This window comes from Paenibacillus sp. BR2-3 (assembly GCF_046529485.1).
Classification (GTDB): domain Bacteria; phylum Bacillota; class Bacilli; order Paenibacillales; family Paenibacillaceae; genus Paenibacillus_AQ.
This window is the reverse complement of the sequence record NZ_CP126311.1, coordinates 1989388-2003218: the sequence shown is the minus strand read 5'-3', so window position 1 is coordinate 2003218 and position 13831 is coordinate 1989388. Positions and strand designations below refer to the sequence as shown.

Sequence of the window (13831 nt, the reverse complement as noted above, 5' to 3'; positions counted from 1 at the left end):
CAACGGACATACCTTCAATGAAAAGAAAAGCCGAATTTTATGAGCATTATACAATAATAGAGAGGCCCATGTCGCTGACATGGGCCTCTCACAGATCCGTACGTGCGGGTCATCGCATACGCTCTTCCGACAGTTAATCCCTCTGGGGATGAAGGTTATTGTAAAGTTCCGGCAGACTACATAGTTTCATTTCCTCAAACCAGACATCGGCATGGCGTATTGGGCATAGGTAGAATGGGAACTGCGCCAGGATCAATATCATAAAATGAGTCCGAATAGAAGCCTCCCTGATAGGGCCTAAAACCACTGGCCTCTATACCTCTATAGGCTTCATTTTGTCCTCGATATATATATAACCATACAAATTGTTATCTCTGTTTATGATCAATATGCTATTCAAATTTTTTCTTCACGAATAATTTTTTGTCCCTACTCGAATTCAGCAAATTGAGTATATTTCATTGTTCAGTAATAAGAAGAATGATTATGCCTAAATGTTATGCATAGTCATTCTTCTTAGATTTAAATAGTTTATTCAATTAATTTTTCCCAATCTCAATTTCAACAAGTCCCACTAATTCTGAAGCCTTCATATTCAAAGCGCTGGCAAGAGAGAGCAAAGAATTTAATGTAGGTTGATGAATGCCACGTTCCAGCATAGATATGTACGTTCGGTCAAGATTACTTTGGAATGCCAAATTTTCTTGACTCATCTTTTGTTTTCTGCGAATTGTTCTTAAAACCTGCCCGAATACTTCTTCTGATTTCAAGATAATACCTCTTTTTAAATTCATTATCTAGTTGCATTCAACATCATATCCACGTAGTATACTCTACAAAACGTCATTATTTTATGATACGATTCATTTAAGAAAATATGTTACTCTCCCAAGTACCACCTTAAGGCAATATACATAGACATCAGGAATCTTTTCTCATTTATATTTGGATACTTGCAATCTCTTAGATAAGCATAATAAATATCACAAAAAACTGCAGAAAGGATGGAGAGAAATGAGGAGCCTTTTAGAACAGCTATATCATAGCAATCTTTATCCCGATGAAAAAGTTATATCCAGTGATCCGCAATACCGTGAGCTAAGTCGAAAAACATCTGAAACAATAGAGGCATGGAAGAAACAGCATTCCGAAAAGGAGTTTAATGAGCTTGAAACGCTGCTGGACTTATATGCTCAAACGCATGGAATGGAGTTGGCCTCATCCTTTACATATGGTTTTCGCCTTGGGGCAGGCATCATGGTCGAGGCGTTAACTGGAAAAGATGAGCTTGCCCACAAGCTGGGTGCCTTTCCCGACAAAACTTCGTTGTAGGAATCTCTTGTGTAACGCCATAAAAAAACCTCCTTTGCCTCTACCTGTTTTTAGAAAACAGATAGCACAAAAGAGGATATTTCGCAGAAATCCTGTGCGTCTGCAGCACCCTTTTGAAGCACACAGGATTCCCATTTTTAAAAACCATAAATAAAAAACCTAAATTTCTCAAGGTTTCTTCTGGTATGCCGAGGACGGGGGTCGAACCCGTACGGTACTCACGTACCGCAGGATTTTAAGTCTTGAAGCAGTTCCTGTAGCCTCTTTTCTACACCACGGAAAGCTCGAACAAAAATCCTCTAACGATGCGGGTTAAAGGCATTTTTTTGTGTTCCTCATCTTCTATGCTCGGGAAATTACGGACAGATTTATGTTAGCAAAATTGTTAGCAAAATGAAGGGCAGAAGCTTTGCGTTACTGCCCTTTTTTTCTGTGAAAGACTTAATTGTACGGATGATGGTAAAAACGCCGAAGAACTCCTCGAACAAAGTTGGTTTAACAACTGATGAGTAGGATGCCCGGGATTCGTTATTTCACGAAGCCATAAGCATCACCTGCTGAATTAAGCATTCCGATCCATGATGCAAGCCACAATCAAACAAAGAGGCTGTTCCTTCAATGAAATGTATAATATCCAGGAACGAAATCGTTATGTCACACCATACATATCGAATGATTATCATGTGGATAACCACAAAAGTGACCCCTCCAATAGCCGAAAAGGCTTGGAAGGGTCACTTAGGAGACTAAAGCTTACTAACGCGTCGTAAAGACGCTGAGAGTGAGGACAATGGTTTGCAGCCCCACTTTATACTTTCTTTTTTAGACTCAATTCTCGTTTGGACAGATGAAGCTTGGTTTTTGTATTTCTTATTGGCATCCACCAATTCCATTTGCCCATTAGTTCCATTGCAGCGGGAACAATAAGAAGCCTAACAATAGTTGCATCTATTGCAATAGCTACTGCCATTCCAAATCCAAGCTGCTGCATTGGAAGTACCCCGGCGAAAGCAAAAGATGCAAAGACAGAGATCATTAAAATGGCGGCACCGGAGATCATAGGAGCTGTTTTTTCCAACCCGGAAGCTACGCTTTCCGTATTGTCATTGGTAAGCTCATACTCTTCCCTTACTCGGCTCAGCAAGAACACTTCGTAATCTGTACTCAAGCTAAATAATAAACCTAATAAGAGAATCGGAATAAAGTTTTGGAGAAAGCCAACTTTTTCGAAGCCCAGTAATGAAGCTCCCCATCCATGCTGAAAAATCATTAAAAGAACACCATATGTCGCTCCTAAAGAAAACACATTCATTAATATGGCTTTTAGTGGAAGCAGTACACTACGAAATGTTATTAGAAGAATGATATAAGTTAATAACAATGTCACTCCAATTATAGGAAGCAAGCTATCTTCCAAAATCTTATCACTATCCATACCTCTCGCAGTCTCTCCACCTACATATACTGACACATTATTAGAGGAAATTTTTGAAGTATAACTTTCACGGATATCGCTAACTAACTCTCTTGTTGTTGAATGGGAAGCGAATTCTTTAGAGAACACATCAATTACCATGGCATCTTTATCTTTGCTAATATAACGATCAAGCAATGACCATGTTTCTGGATTCAACTGGTCGCTCCCGCCATCAATTAAAGCTATAATCTGCTCAGGTGGCAACGGAAGTAATGTGGTTATAGAACTTACTGTTTCTACATTATTTAATCCACGCAGTTCATTTGTTAATTCCTCAATTTTAGTCAAATTCTCTTTCGTTAATATGTTACCATTCTTTGATTTGACAACAATTTGTACTGGAGACGAGAAACCGGAGCCGTAGTTTTCCTCCAAACTATGAATGGCTTTTGCCATTGTTGAGGTTTCTGGAAGCATTCGTACGTCAGGCGTTGAAGTTTTAAAGTCTAATATGGGTACTGACAGGGTAAGTAAAACAATCAATCCGATAAACAAAGATAGAATAGGACGTTTCATAATGCGATGTGACCAATTGTACCATAGACGTGAACTCTTTTGGTTAGAGATAAAGGGAAGCTTAACAGAATTGATCTTCGTTCCAATAATCGCCAAGGACGCCGGCATAAGTGTCAAGCCAGAAATCACTAATACCATAACAACAACGATAACTCCTAAAGCAATAGAACGAATTGCTGCAATATCCACAATAAATAATGACATCATGGACCCAATTATAGTTATACCCGAGAAAAGAATAGCATGACCTGCAGTTTGCATGGTTTTAATTAAGGCAGAACGCATGTCGTTTTGTGTATTGAGTTCCTGCTTAAATCGCATAACAAATATGAGCGAGAAATCGATTCCGACGCCTAGACCGATCATTGTAGCGGCATCTTTAACGAAAACGGATAATTCCAAATGATTTGCAATAAAGTAAAGTGATCCAAAAGCTACTAAAATTGAAGAAACAGCAATAATTAATGGTGTGATCGCTGAAACCACAGTTCTAAAAACAAGAAGTAGTATGATAATTATTATTGGTAAAGTATACAAATGTGATTTATTTAAACCATCCTGACTGATCGTATTTACTTCACCCCATAAAGCCGGCGCTCCAAGTAAAGTTGCTTCTGTTTTATTGTTGCTTGCTTGGTCCGTAAGTTGCTTCTGGATATCTGGAAGAACCTTAAGGGCAAATCCTTCATTCATGTTCATTTCTACAAAGGCTATAGTTGTATGTTCGTCTTTACCAATAAATGATCGGCTTGAATCCTTAGGCGCATCTAATAATGAATAAACAGATTCTATACCATCCTGCTCTTGAAGAAATCCAATTGTTTGCTTCAAATTAGAGGCGTATTCTTCAGAACCAACTGTATGATTAGGATCGCGATGAAGTAAGGTTAAAGAAGTTGGCGTTCTTCCGTTAAAACTTCCTGTCAGTACCTGACTTGCCTCATAAGAATCTGTAGCTTTACCTTCCCATCCACCACCTGTAAGGAGATCAGGCAGTTTACTACCAAATACACCTCCTAAAACAACGATAAATATCCATAGAATTACGATCGTGTGACGAAATTTATACACGAATTGCCCCAAGGTTTTAAGAAAACTATTCATATTTTATCCTTTCTCCAACTGGCGTTATTTATTATGAATACATCCACTATTTCGCATAATATTATTTTTCTTTTTCTGACATATGTAAATTTGTTCTTCTCTTTGCTTCTTCGATGGCTTCTTCTATAGGAATAATTGGCTTCCAGTTATAAATCTTCATTATTTTATCTAAACGTTCTTGGATGGATCCTGAGACTACATGATAGGGTATCAGCAACTCATCCAAAGTATCTAAAAGTAAACGATCTGAAAGTCCTCGAAAGCTTTCAGAAACTGGACGGTGCCCATCCTCAACTAATGGAAACTCTACAGGCAGATGAATGAATTCAACGTAATTATTTTTCGCGTGACTTTTAACAACTGAACCAAAATTATCTATAATTTCTTCAAAAGCTTTTTTGAAAGGCATCATCATTAGCATTTTAAATTTTTGCACATATGGACCATCATTAGGATTAATACCTACTGTTAATCTTGATTTTCCATAAATCCATTCGTGTAATGAAGAGCCATCAGAAATAAATGAATCCAGTTGGCTTTCTTTAATGGCTCTTTCTGTAAATCTTCGGATGCCAAGTTGTAGAAGTTCCGCGGGTTTACACTGTTCAAGAGTTTTTCCGGGTATTGCATCAGGAAGGATCTCCCTCATGGTTTTGGCGTGTGTTCTGGGTATTCCAGATAATAATGAGAGTGCCTCAGTAGTAGTTGTCTTTCCCGTTGAATATGTACCAGAGATAGCTATTCTAACGACCTGATTCATTATGTATTTAACTCCTTTTATAATTTTCTAAGTTACACGCACATTCCATAAAACTGGAGGGAAGTTCGTGCGCGATATTTACAACTAAGCGAAATGAAGCAGAACTATTGTTGCTGCACTCAATTAATGCTGTTCTCCAAAGTTGATTTCCCATTTTTAATATTTTTGCTTGTTGTACAGCTGCAGTTTGAACAAAACCCAGCGGCTTATAAATTGGTTCCTTGTACTCGTATATAATTTCTCTCATCCAAAGGTTATTAGAATTATCACGGCTAATTTTATCGATAGCGTAAAATAAAGCTTGAACTTGTTGTGAAGCACAGACAAACGTATCTAACCATGTATAATGTGGAAGGTACACCGAGCCAATTCCGCAAAATTTACTCTCCGAATATGGATATTTTATTGTAATTTGAGAAGACAAAGATAGGTTATCCTTATCTACATTTACATTTGTAAGTTCATATGCTATGGAACGATAAACTTCGCCATAAAAAGAGGAGTCCATATTTCCTATTAAGTCCTGAATGGTATCATATTTTTTTATGATGTGATTCATAGAATTAACAAAATGATCTATATAAATATCTATTTTCATATTGCCAACTTCACATGAGAATCTAGAAACATTACCGCAAAGAGAATCCTCTGTTTCCTCTACTCCTTTCCAATTAGATACAATAATTAAATTATCTAAATCAAATTGTGCAAAGGACCCGGATTTCAGTGCGACTTTCCTTATCCAGATATGGCTCAGTTGATATTCAGTTAGATCAAAAATCGACTTTAAGTAAGCACAGCACAGATGCAATGATAATAGTGCTCCATCTAATGTACTTAAATGCGGCTTTAATTCAGGCTCATCTTTTATGGACCAGTCAGCAGGATAAAGTACTGCTCCCACTGCGCTAATTTTTTGTTCTATAGGATCTATGTGTAGCCTTTTTAGGCTATGCCTTACTTTTTTGAACCCTGAACTAAAGAAACGTTTTTCAGGATTACCAAGCAAATCATTAATATTATTTACTTGAGTTTTCACAGTAACATCTCCTTCTCTATATATGCGACGATTGTTTAATAATTCATTTTCTCTTATTAAATTATCAATTTTATTTTTATAATTATTGTTTCATTTTCTGTATTTATCTTATAAATAATAAATAATGGAACTCACACTTTCCGCAATTTTTTCACTTCTTCTGGCATTTCCGGTTGATGAGCAATCCACCAGCACTGGATATTGGCTCCTACGAATGAAAAAACACCGGCAATCATCCACAGCGCCTTCCATGGCATTTTCGAAATTTTCAATCCACTTACCTCCTATATTCGATAAAAACAGTTACTTGAGAAATAGCGTAGCCAAAAGAACAAGTTAACAGTATTATGTTGGTTGTGCCTGAGATAAACATCGTAATTATAAAACTGTAGTAAAGAAGATGAGCCAATATTGCAGCCTTGTAAAATCGATGACGATTAACATTCTCTGCTTCTCTACTACGCGTCGGACCAGTTCTCAAATAGACCAATATAAGAATAGAAATGATCGAACATGTGATAACAGCCGCAGGAAACAACTTTTGAGACATCAAGTCTACGGCTAGCAGCGTCAATATAAAAACGATCACCGAAATAAGATAACAACTTTTAAATGTTCTAGCGTGGTATCCCCCTTCCAAACTCCTGAAAACGATGATAGTTCCAATCAATGCTCCCGCTTCAAAAATTCGACCTAAACTGACGGAAATTAGCAGCATCGTTAAAACTATGATAGAAATCTCAATCATGGATAATAACCCATAACGAAAGACTGGGATATTTTCCTCACTTACAACGCCTTGACGGACAATCTCAGATGTAATTTTATTCACAATTTTTTCTATCATGTTTACCTCCCGTAGAAGCATCGTAGCACAAAATCGAAATAATGTAATATACTGTATGTTAATAGCAAAAAAACAGCTATGAACAACAATTTATGTTATATTATTGTTATTAATTGGAGAAAAATGATATGAAGCAGGAGGGAATTCCTTGTTCTACGTGGCAGTTTGCGATGATGAACCAGAAAATCATATTCTATTAAAACGATCATTCCAGCAGTTGTCAGCCTGTACGCCTTATATCTTCGATGTAACATACTTCCTTTCTGGAGAAGAATTGCTTCAGCATTACGAAGAGCATGGTGCGCATTCTTTTCATATTCTTATTTTAGATATTGAAATGGGAAGAGTGAACGGAATTGAAACAGCTAAAGCGATCCGCAGCCTTCCAGATCGGGAGGTACAAATTATATTCCTTACTAGCTATCCAGAATATATGATAGAAAGCTTTGATGTTCAAACGTTCCATTATCTGATCAAACCCGTCTCTTACGAACTGTTTGAAAACAAGATGTTGAAGCTTTGTAGTTATATTCTTTCTTCTAAGTGGCATGTATCTATTAAAACGAAAGATGGACAGATTGTTCTAAGAAGCTCCGACATCATTGCCATTGTGAAAGCAAAGCATTCCGTAGCACAAAAGCAGTTGGAAGTGATTACGTCACAACAGCGATACACGAGCATTGGAACGCTGTCCGAGTATTCAAATAAGCCCAACTATCCGCTTTTACTCATCCACCGCTCAGTTATTATTAATATGGAGCATATCCGAAAGTTTACGTCCTCCTCGGTTATTATGTCCAACCAAGCCGAGTTCCCAATTGGGCGTTCTCAAGCCAAATATGTCAAGGATACCTTCGCACGTTACATGATCACCCAATTCAGAGGAAGAGGATAACCCAATTCAGAGGAAGAGGATAACCCATTGTATAACAAATTATTTGTCGGAACGACCTTGCTGCAGTTACTGCTACTTAATCGGTATTTTTCCGTTTTATTTCCTGCTTCCGATAAAAGCAGGCACACCATTTTGCTGAGCTATATTCTTACAGGGGGGATCATTTATGTATCTACCATATCTTTTTTCCCTGTGTTCATTACCGGCCTCATTTCAATCGGAAGCACCTTTGTTATTGCCTCTCTTAGCCAAGCTGGATTTGCTTCACGTTTAATTTTTTCAATCTTGTATCTGATTCTGGGATTTATCGCTGAATCCGTTTCCTTTTATTTCATCTCAGGATTTCAGTTCGCAAAAGAAACAAGTGGCTTGTCTCAATTGGAAGTCCGATTAATGATCCTACTTTTCTCCACCTTTATCATGGGGCTTTTTATTCTGGCCATTAAATACATTAAACGCGGAAGCGACTATAAAATCGGCACTGCTTACTATTACATCATGGTCTGTATAATTTTAGCTAGTTTATTGGTTTTGAATACACTATTTTTTTATTCCGAAAAAAACCTCTTCTACATTCTTTCTGTCATCAGTGTTTTATTCATCAACATCTTAATTGTTTACCTTTTTGACAGGGTAATTGAAAAATTCAGATTGGCGGATGAAAATAATCTATTACAAAAGCAAATGGATTATCAGGATAACAACTATGAAAAAACCGTAAATTCTTTTAAAAGTATTAAGCGGATTATTCATGATACAAATAAACAAGTGCTATATATTGGAAAATGCATCCAAGAAAATCGCTTGCAGGAAGCTAATCAGCATATCAATAAAATGCTTGATGTAATTAATACTTCTTACCAAAGTGTGGCTACTGGAAATTTAGTAATTGATGCTCTGGTCAGTAATGCACTTAATGTAGCGAATGACAATCGTATCACTATGAAGCACACGATCAATGTAATTGCCGAGGAAATCAAAATTGATCGGTATGATTTATGTATCCTAATTGGAAATATTCTAGATAATGCTATCGAAGCAACACAACTTATCCCTAAAATTGAAGACAAATTAATCGATTTACGCATTTTCTCCACCAATAATACTCTTTTTATTCATGTCATCAATTCGCGGCGAGATTCTATAGATCATGTACAGCGTACAAATAAAAAAAATCCTGATTTTCACGGGATCGGCTTAACCAATATTCAAAGAGTAGCTAAAAAATACGGGGGACATCTGAAAATAGAAACAAGAGCAAAACAATTTGAAACGATCATTATGCTCCCTTTAGGGTAACCTTCTCCGTAGCTTGCTTAAAATATACAATTAGATGACAGACGATATCGAAATCCTTTATGGAACTGTCAAAGCTAAGTGAACAGATCATTCCGAATGAAGGCGGTCAAGGGAATTATTTAATTACAAAACGAGTTCGAGGCAAAGATGTTGTACTAAGTCCTGTCTTTTTCTCTGAAAACGCTGATATATACGCTGACTTGGTTGCTAAATCTGGTGCAACGAGTATCCAAAGACTCCTTAAATTAATTGAAGGGTTTCAGGGAGTACCTCTGCATATCATTGAAACTCACAAGGAAATTAATGGTACAAAGTTAAAGGATGATGAAATAGTCTTATTAAAGAGACTAGCATCTGATGGCGCTGTTAAACCACCATCTGTCTCTGATAATATTTAAGTATTGAGATATATTACTTACAGTATAGCTTTTTTCCAAGTTTACACTCCTCTACTAAGATCAATTACCAATACTCTTATAGTTTGTTCCAATGTTTATGATCAATATGCTATTCAAATTTTTTCTTCACGAATAATTTTTTGTCCCTACTCGAATTCAGCAAATTGAGTATATTTCATTGTTCAGTAATAAGAAGAATGATTATGCCTAAATGTTATGCATAGTCATTCTTCTTAGATTTAAATAGTTTATTCAATTAATTTTTCCCAATCTCAATTTCAACAAGTCCCACTAATTCTGAAGCCTTCATATTCAAAGCGCTGGCAAGAGAGAGCAAAGAATTTAATGTAGGTTGATGAATGCCACGTTCCAGCATAGATATGTACGTTCGGTCAAGATTACTTTGGAATGCCAAATTTTCTTGACTCATCTTTTGTTTTCTGCGAATTGTTCTTAAAACCTGCCCGAATACTTCTTCTGATTTCAAGATATACCTCTTTTTAAATTCATTATCTAGTTGCATTCAACATCATATCCACGTAGTATACTCTACAAAACGTCATTATTTTATGATACGATTCATTTAAGAAAATATGTTACTCTCCCAAGTACCACCTTAAGGCAATATACATAGACATCAGGAATCTTTTCTCATTTATATTTGGATACTTGCAATCTCTTAGATAAGCATAATAAATATCACAAAAAACTGCAGAAAGGATGGAGAGAAATGAGGAGCCTTTTAGAACAGCTATATCTTAGCAATCTTTGTCCCGATGAAAAAGTTATATCCAGTGATCCGCAATACCGTGAGCTAAGTCGAAAAACATCTGAAACAATAGAGGCTTGGAAGAAACAGCATTCCGAAAAGGAGTTTAATGAGCTTGAAACACTGCTGGACTTATATGCTCAAACGCATGGAATGGAGTTGCCTCATCCTTTACATATGGTTTTCGCCTTGGGCAGGCATCATGGTCGAGGCGTTAACTGGAAAAGATGAGCTTGCCCACAAGCTGGGTGCCTTTCCCGACAAAACTTCGTTGTAGGAATCTCTTGTGTAACGCCATAAAAAAACCTCCTTTGCCTCTACCTGTTTTTAGAAAACAGATAGCACAAAAGAGGATATTTCGCAGAAATCCTGTGCGTCTGCAGCACCCTTTTGAAGCACACAGGATTCCCATTTTTAAAAACCATAAATAAAAAACCTTGATTTCTCAAGGTTTCTTCTGGTATGCCGAGGACGGGGGTCGAACCCGTACGGTACTCACGTACCGCAGGATTTTAAGTCCTGTGCGTCTGCCTGTTCCGCCACCCCGGCATGAAGTGCGCGTTGTAACGCGACAAGAAATATAATATCACGTATTCCGGAAAGACGCAATCCTCTTTTAATCCAGAATATTATTTTTTATCGGAAGACATAGCAAATAACCCGCTTTAGCCGAAGCCGCTACGGGTCATTTACGCCTGAATTAACGGTGCTCTTTGGTTCTGCTTCTCATGCCGGCCAGACCGAGAAGACCGAGCAAACCAAGCCAGCCCCAGTCAACATCATTATCCCTGTCAGCATTTGTGGTAGCTGTTGCCCGGTAGTTCCCGTTACGGTTGTTATTGGACAAAGGGGACACCGTGTTATTATTATTTCTGTCCATGTTACGAATCGGATTGGTCATACGGTTACCCGTACCCATAGTTCCCAAGCCACCATTGGTGGTGGTACCGTTTCTTCCCGGTGTGGTACCGTCCAGGTCAGTCGTCCCGGATGCAGTTGACGCATAGCTGGCCCCAACCAGACTCATTGATAAAACAGTACCGCATACAAGGCTTGTTATCAGCTTGTTCAAGATGTTATGCCTCCTTTTGTTGTTATCGCTGATAATTTCCCCATATGCATCCTCATTTATTCAAGAAAACAATATCTACCGTCTTACTTCCGGGATCATAGGTTACCGTTGCTCCAAGCGCTTCCGCCAGAATCCTCACAGGTACATAAGTGATACCTTCATCAACAACACCTTCGGTCAATTTTTGGCCGTTCAATGTTATCGTAACTTTAAGATCTTTATTCCCTTTGTCGTCGCCTCCGCTCAAGCGGCTTAAGACTTCATTGATCTGCTGGGCAGAAGGATGTTTGCCTGCCCGGAGCTCATCAATTGACAGACCGAATGTCATCTGTAAATGGGGGTAGTCTTTGAAAGACGTCCAGTCGCCGCCCCACTCGAAGCCCAGCTTCTTGGCCTCTTCCACCACTTCGCTCCAGTCCGCTGTCTTGTCCTTCTCCCCGTCCCTGTTTATATCCCAGGAAACCGCGTTTCCATCCGGCAGCAGCAGCGCAAAATCGACAGCCAGGCCGTAATTGTGATAGCTGGTACCTCCCCGGGCATTGGTGACAATCGGTCCCGGCTTGCTTCTTCCCTGCGCGTACAATGCATTTTGTTCAGCAATCGTCCGCATACCCTGAGTAATAAGGATTGGCACGCCTTTGGCGTAGCTTCGCTGTATCAACTCGTTGGTAACTGCCAGCAGGACAGGATGGAGTCCGTCAAGGCGCGCCGCCGATTTGCTTTTGACCTGATCCAATGTCAGCATGTAATCACCCCCTGATCTATTTAATGTCCCTTCACCCCGGCTTGCTTGTACGGTAGCTGCATGTTTGCTGCAAACTTGGATATCGGCCTCATTCGCAGGGAACAATATCGGGGAAAGGTGGGAACATTCATGGACATCCACAGTGATAGCTATAAAATCGCAGCGCTTAGCGGCGAAGAGGACGCGGTAGAGGTCATCCGTAATGCAGAAGCAGCCATTGCCCAACTGACAGGGATTAGCTCCGTTACCTTAATCGCTTACGAGAAGAACAGCGGAAACGGCTCTAAAGAGCAGTAACCGCCGTGAATCAGCAGGTATCCACCTCAACAATACTGTCCAGGCCAATCCACTTCCAGTCCTCCGCCCACTGCAGCTTTATTTCACGCGTGTGGGCGTGGATGGAGGTTATAAAACCGCTAAGCAAAACATCTTCAAAGGGGTCAAACAGTACTATATTCACCCGGACATGATTCCGCAGCGATAACAGGAGCGTACGCTCCATCTCCTCCCACTTCTGGTCATCAAGAACTGGCTTACCACGGCGCTGCGTCTCCCGCTCATCGCTCCGGATCCGGCTTTTATGCTCCGGCAGCATCATCCGGCTGCTCTCCCATAGTCCGTTTCCCTCCAGCTTCTTACCCATGGATATCTCCCTCCGGTCAAATGCATCATCTCACGTAATAGGAACGTGTGTTTGTATTATATCCACAACGCCTATCCTTAATCAACAAGGAAAAAATGTAAACTTGTTAGTCTCCCCTTCTAATTAGTTTCCCCGTTTAAGATGAACATTCACTCCAGATGGGAAATTTATCCTGCAACTGCAGCATAGCACCCCGAACCAGATTTTTCCTTGCATACAGAAATTCAACAAGGGATTCCTGCATCGAGCGGGAAATTTTCCACTTTCCAGGCATTCCGTTAACTGCCCGAGTCAATTGCCGGCGGTCAAGAGCTTCCAGCACCGTCAGGTAAGGTTCAAATGGGTCGGAACCATCGATATACGGTGTGAACATTTCATAAAAAGGTCCCCAGTACACTTCCATATCCTCTGAGTTTTCTTCCAATTCCCTGCTGTCCCAATCCGGCCCGCAAAAGGCATTGGAATGATCAATCAGAAGCAGCTGTGTCGTATCTTGCAAAAACAGAAGATTCGCCCCTGTGACATACCGGTCCCAGTTCATGATCCAATGGTCAAAGACAATCATTCCGGCCATGTCCTTTATATTTTGACAGATGGAAAAATCAACTTTATTCTCTAAAGTAATGGCCTGTTCGGCAAACAGACAGCCTATATGAGGACCTGCGGGAACGTTTAGCCTTTTAAGGGCCGGGAATACATCCACCAGTTCACTTGAAATATTCACAATTTTGTATTCGGCTGCAGGTAGATTCAACAATGTAGCCAGCCTGAAAGCAATAAACTCGTTGGCCAGCACTCCGGAACCTTGCTCGTTGTTCATTAGCTTAACTACATATGGGTAACCATCATCACAATAAAACAGATGGGGAAGTGTCCGCCCTTGACCCATAGGCTTGACATGCCGCATAGCATGAACTTTCATAAACATCCCGCCT

The 13831-nt window shown here is 39.3% G+C and carries 17 protein-coding genes, 1 tRNA gene and 1 pseudogene; 6 read left to right on the top strand and 13 right to left on the bottom strand.

The genetic code is table 11. The features are described from left to right. Positions 1–539 precede the first annotated feature (539 nt). Positions 540–770, bottom strand: coding sequence for a helix-turn-helix domain-containing protein (locus PaeBR_RS09455; RefSeq protein ID WP_410514561.1), 231 nt, complete (start codon positions 768–770; stop codon positions 540–542). 244 nt (positions 771–1014) lie between these two features. On the opposite strand from PaeBR_RS09455, the gene PaeBR_RS09450 reads away from it, so the two are divergent. Next, on the top strand, positions 1015–1332 hold the full coding sequence (locus PaeBR_RS09450) for a DUF6809 family protein (RefSeq protein WP_410514569.1): 318 nt from the start codon (positions 1015–1017) through the stop codon (positions 1330–1332). Between the two features lie 539 nt (positions 1333–1871). Here PaeBR_RS09450 and PaeBR_RS09445 read toward each other — a convergent pair. From PaeBR_RS09445 to PaeBR_RS09420, 6 genes and pseudogenes are all read right to left on the bottom strand, one after another. Next, positions 1872–1979: pseudogene (locus tag PaeBR_RS09445) on the bottom strand (transcriptional regulator); the annotation flags it as partial. A gap of 161 nt (positions 1980–2140) precedes the next feature. Then, the gene (locus PaeBR_RS09440) at positions 2141–4429 is read right to left on the bottom strand and encodes an MMPL family transporter (RefSeq protein WP_410514568.1); all 2289 of its coding nucleotides are present in this window, start codon (positions 4427–4429) and stop codon (positions 2141–2143) included. Between the two features lie 61 nt (positions 4430–4490). Then, on the bottom strand, positions 4491–5189 hold the full coding sequence (locus PaeBR_RS09435; RefSeq protein WP_410514567.1) for an AAA family ATPase: 699 nt from the start codon (positions 5187–5189) through the stop codon (positions 4491–4493). 7 nt (positions 5190–5196) lie between these two features. Next, positions 5197–6228, bottom strand: a complete 1032-nt coding sequence (locus PaeBR_RS09430) for an AvrD family protein (protein ID WP_410514566.1) — start codon at positions 6226–6228, stop codon at positions 5197–5199. 131 nt (positions 6229–6359) lie between these two features. Further along, positions 6360–6500 (bottom strand): cyclic lactone autoinducer peptide, encoded by a 141-nt coding sequence (locus PaeBR_RS09425; protein ID WP_410514565.1) that lies wholly within the window; start codon positions 6498–6500, stop codon positions 6360–6362. Positions 6501–6505: 5 nt separating this feature from the next. Beyond that, positions 6506–7075: an accessory gene regulator B family protein gene (locus tag PaeBR_RS09420; protein WP_410514564.1), complete on the bottom strand. Its 570-nt coding sequence runs from the start codon at positions 7073–7075 to the stop codon at positions 6506–6508. 157 nt (positions 7076–7232) lie between these two features. On the opposite strand from PaeBR_RS09420, the gene PaeBR_RS09415 reads away from it, so the two are divergent. The 3 genes from PaeBR_RS09415 to PaeBR_RS09405 are packed head-to-tail and all read left to right on the top strand — an operon-like array spanning position 7233 to position 9667. Further along, on the top strand, positions 7233–7970 hold the full coding sequence (locus tag PaeBR_RS09415; RefSeq protein WP_410515131.1) for a LytR/AlgR family response regulator transcription factor: 738 nt from the start codon (positions 7233–7235) through the stop codon (positions 7968–7970). Positions 7971–7997: 27 nt separating this feature from the next. Next, positions 7998–9269, top strand: a complete 1272-nt coding sequence (locus PaeBR_RS09410; protein WP_410514563.1) for a sensor histidine kinase — start codon at positions 7998–8000, stop codon at positions 9267–9269. A gap of 59 nt (positions 9270–9328) precedes the next feature. Beyond that, positions 9329–9667, top strand: a complete 339-nt coding sequence (locus tag PaeBR_RS09405) for a hypothetical protein (protein WP_410514562.1) — start codon at positions 9329–9331, stop codon at positions 9665–9667. Positions 9668–9923: 256 nt separating this feature from the next. Here the strand turns inward: PaeBR_RS09405 and PaeBR_RS09400 are convergent, their stop codons facing one another. Further along, entirely contained in the window at positions 9924–10154 is a 231-nt protein-coding gene (locus PaeBR_RS09400) for a helix-turn-helix domain-containing protein (protein ID WP_410514561.1), read from the bottom strand. Positions 10155–10397: 243 nt separating this feature from the next. On the opposite strand from PaeBR_RS09400, the gene PaeBR_RS09395 reads away from it, so the two are divergent. Next, the gene (locus PaeBR_RS09395) at positions 10398–10667 is read left to right on the top strand and encodes a DUF6809 family protein (RefSeq protein ID WP_410514560.1); all 270 of its coding nucleotides are present in this window, start codon (positions 10398–10400) and stop codon (positions 10665–10667) included. 232 nt (positions 10668–10899) lie between these two features. Here PaeBR_RS09395 and PaeBR_RS09390 read toward each other — a convergent pair. The 3 genes from PaeBR_RS09390 to PaeBR_RS09380 all read right to left on the bottom strand — a co-directional run bounded on the left by PaeBR_RS09390 (position 10900) and on the right by PaeBR_RS09380 (position 12253). Further along, positions 10900–10985, bottom strand: a tRNA-Leu gene (locus PaeBR_RS09390). A gap of 151 nt (positions 10986–11136) precedes the next feature. Next, the gene (locus PaeBR_RS09385) at positions 11137–11508 is read right to left on the bottom strand and encodes a WGxxGxxG family protein (protein WP_410514559.1); all 372 of its coding nucleotides are present in this window, start codon (positions 11506–11508) and stop codon (positions 11137–11139) included. A gap of 52 nt (positions 11509–11560) precedes the next feature. After that, the gene (locus PaeBR_RS09380; RefSeq protein WP_410514558.1) at positions 11561–12253 is read right to left on the bottom strand and encodes a M15 family metallopeptidase; all 693 of its coding nucleotides are present in this window, start codon (positions 12251–12253) and stop codon (positions 11561–11563) included. Positions 12254–12382: 129 nt separating this feature from the next. Between PaeBR_RS09380 and PaeBR_RS09375 the strand changes: the two genes are divergently transcribed. Further along, positions 12383–12550, top strand: coding sequence for a hypothetical protein (locus PaeBR_RS09375; RefSeq protein WP_410514557.1), 168 nt, complete (start codon positions 12383–12385; stop codon positions 12548–12550). A 10-nt stretch (positions 12551–12560) separates the two neighbouring features. On the opposite strand, the gene PaeBR_RS09370 is transcribed toward PaeBR_RS09375, so the two are convergent. After that, positions 12561–12896 (bottom strand): YolD-like family protein, encoded by a 336-nt coding sequence (locus tag PaeBR_RS09370; protein ID WP_410514556.1) that lies wholly within the window; start codon positions 12894–12896, stop codon positions 12561–12563. Positions 12897–13032: 136 nt separating this feature from the next. Further along, the gene (locus PaeBR_RS09365; protein WP_410514555.1) at positions 13033–13818 is read right to left on the bottom strand and encodes a HipA family kinase; all 786 of its coding nucleotides are present in this window, start codon (positions 13816–13818) and stop codon (positions 13033–13035) included. Between the last annotated feature and the right edge of the window lie 13 nt (positions 13819–13831).

Excerpts from the sequence above, each read along its gene's own strand:
- PaeBR_RS09450 (WP_410514569.1), top strand. The coding sequence starts at position 1,015 with ATGAGGAGCCTTTTAGAACAGCTATATCATAGCAATCTTTATCCCGAT.
- PaeBR_RS09440 (WP_410514568.1), bottom strand. The coding sequence starts at position 4,429 with ATGAATAGTTTTCTTAAAACCTTGGGGCAATTCGTGTATAAATTTCGT.
- PaeBR_RS09435 (WP_410514567.1), bottom strand. The coding sequence starts at position 5,189 with ATGAATCAGGTCGTTAGAATAGCTATCTCTGGTACATATTCAACGGGA.
- PaeBR_RS09420 (WP_410514564.1), bottom strand. The coding sequence starts at position 7,075 with ATGATAGAAAAAATTGTGAATAAAATTACATCTGAGATTGTCCGTCAA.
- PaeBR_RS09405 (WP_410514562.1), top strand. The coding sequence starts at position 9,329 with ATGGAACTGTCAAAGCTAAGTGAACAGATCATTCCGAATGAAGGCGGT.
- PaeBR_RS09395 (WP_410514560.1), top strand. The coding sequence starts at position 10,398 with ATGAGGAGCCTTTTAGAACAGCTATATCTTAGCAATCTTTGTCCCGAT.
- PaeBR_RS09380 (WP_410514558.1), bottom strand. The coding sequence starts at position 12,253 with ATGCTGACATTGGATCAGGTCAAAAGCAAATCGGCGGCGCGCCTTGAC.
- PaeBR_RS09375 (WP_410514557.1), top strand. The coding sequence starts at position 12,383 with ATGGACATCCACAGTGATAGCTATAAAATCGCAGCGCTTAGCGGCGAA.
- PaeBR_RS09370 (WP_410514556.1), bottom strand. The coding sequence starts at position 12,896 with ATGGGTAAGAAGCTGGAGGGAAACGGACTATGGGAGAGCAGCCGGATG.
- PaeBR_RS09365 (WP_410514555.1), bottom strand. The coding sequence starts at position 13,818 with ATGAAAGTTCATGCTATGCGGCATGTCAAGCCTATGGGTCAAGGGCGG.